Below are 1,855 nucleotides of genomic sequence, written 5' to 3' on the forward strand. Positions count from 1 at the left end.
TCCTCGCGCAGCCGCGCCGCCTCTGTCGGGCGCGCGGCCTCCATGCGCCCCGGCGCCATCAGATGCGTCACCGCGACCCCGTGCAGCAGCAGGTAATCGGTGATGATACGCCGGTGGCAGCGCCACCAGACCGCCTCGGCGCACATCAGCGCCAGGGGTCGCTCCGCGCACAAATCCAGCAATTCCCGAAACGCCGCCTGGAACTCCGCGCCCATCGCGTAATCGGCGTAGTTCTGGAAACTGCGCACCCGCCAGAAGGCGTTCACCTCGGGGTCCACGCCGGGCTGTTTCGGGCGCCGCCCGCCAAGCGCCAGCATGTGCCGATAGCCGATCTGATGCGCAGCCAGCATGCCCGGAAACCGGTCGTCGTTGAATTCCGGATTGCTGCGCGATTTCGGGAACGAGCGCACATCGACCAGAAGCCGCACCCCGGCCTCGCGCAGCATGTCCACCACCACCTGCGGCGCCCGGTTGGAATGGCCGATGGTAAAGACCCCCGCGCCGCTCACGAAGACAGCTTGGTCAGCGCGCTTTCCTTGTGGGCGGCGATATGGTCGGTCTTGTCGCTCTCGATCTCGTATTGCGGCTCCTCCCTGGAGGCCCGCCGCGTGTGGCCCTTGTAGTCGAAATCCTGTTCGTGGATCTTGGTGATATGGCCGCTGACGCGCCCGGCTTCGGAATTCCAACTAACGTGATCGCCCTTGCTGAATTTGGCCATGACATCCTCGCTTTCGGTTGAAAAGGCAGGTCTGCCTGACAAACGCAGCGCCCCGCCGCCTGTTCCGGCATCCTCACCAGATCCGGCGAAGTGCGCCTGTCTCTCCGCTCCGCTATCCTGCCGCCCATGACACCCCGCTTCCTGCTTCATATCGGTGCCAACAAGACCGGCACCTCCTCGATCCAGCGGATGCTGGCGCTGAACGCCCCGGCGCTGGCGCGCGAAGGCTGGCTCTATCCCGAGTTCCACCTGAACCATTGCGCCCATCACCCGCTCGCCTATGCGCTGGCAGGCCACCCGACGCGCGGGCTGGCCCCCGGCTGGCGCAGCCGTTTCGCCCAAGCCATCGCCGATCCGGCGCAGCGCGTGGTGATCTCCTCGGAGCTCTTCTTCCGCAACGTCCCGCCACAGGCCGCCGCGACGCTGTTTCCGCCCGGTCAAACCCGCATCGTGCTCTACCTGCGCGAACATCTCTCCTATCTGGCCAGCTGGTACGCGCAGGCGGTGCAGGAGCGCAACCTGACGGCCAGCTTTGACGACTACATCCGGCTGTTCCCGCAGCCCTTCACGCAGTTCCTCAAGGGCTGGGAAGAGGTCTATGGCGCGGATGCCATCACCCTGCGCCCGTTCCGCCGCGAGGCATTCCCCGGCGGCGACATCCGGGCCGATTTCCTGGCCCGGATGGGCGGGGTGGACGGGATCGCCATGCCCGGTGCCGACAGCAACCTGTCGATCTCGGGCAACCTGCTGTTCTTCAAGCGCCTGCTCAACCACGTGATGAGCTACGAGGAGGCCCATGCCCATCCCATCCCCGACGAGTTCGGCGCCTATGCCGAGCTGCGCGAGAGCTTTCGCGGGAGGTTCGAAACCGGCCCCGACACCGCCGCGCTGGTGGCCCATCTCTTTGGCCCCGACCGCGCCGCGCTTGGGGGTCGCGGGCTCGATCTTGGCCCGGTGCCCGAGCGCGTCGCGGGCCGGCCCTGCCCCAACCCCGACACGCTCCAGGACGAGGTCGCGCTGATCGCGCGCGTCGCCCATGAGACCGGCAAGGCCTTCCTGCCCTATGCACGCCGCCTGCCGGTCTGGCCGGAGTAAGGCTTCTCCGGTTCAAAATACCTCGGGGGAGGCGCGAAGCGC

General features: G+C 67.2%; 3 protein-coding genes. 1 reads left to right on the plus strand and 2 read right to left on the minus strand.

All coding sequences use genetic code 11. From position 1 onward, the window contains the following. Together ACGKZZ_RS17165 and ACGKZZ_RS17170 are read right to left on the minus strand one after the other, a co-directional pair. A partial coding sequence (locus ACGKZZ_RS17165) for a DUF488 family protein (protein ID WP_411224739.1) occupies positions 1-509 on the minus strand: 509 nt, incomplete at its 3' end. Then, complete coding sequence (locus ACGKZZ_RS17170; protein ID WP_411224740.1) at positions 506-718, minus strand: DUF2945 domain-containing protein; 213 nt, start codon at positions 716-718, stop codon at positions 506-508. The genes ACGKZZ_RS17165 and ACGKZZ_RS17170, both read right to left, overlap by 4 nt. Positions 719-844: 126 nt before the next feature. Between ACGKZZ_RS17170 and ACGKZZ_RS17175 the strand changes: the two genes are divergently transcribed. Continuing rightward, positions 845-1,813, plus strand: coding sequence for a hypothetical protein (locus tag ACGKZZ_RS17175; protein ID WP_411224741.1), 969 nt, complete (start codon positions 845-847; stop codon positions 1,811-1,813). Positions 1,814-1,855: the final 42 nt, after the last annotated feature.

This window comes from Marivita sp. S2033 (assembly GCF_046592965.1).
Taxonomy (GTDB): domain Bacteria; phylum Pseudomonadota; class Alphaproteobacteria; order Rhodobacterales; family Rhodobacteraceae; genus Marivita.

Coding starts and splice junctions, on each gene's coding strand:
- ACGKZZ_RS17170 (WP_411224740.1), bottom strand. CDS start 718: ATGGCCAAATTCAGCAAGGGCGATCACGTTAGTTGGAATTCCGAAGCC.
- ACGKZZ_RS17175 (WP_411224741.1), top strand. CDS start 845: ATGACACCCCGCTTCCTGCTTCATATCGGTGCCAACAAGACCGGCACC.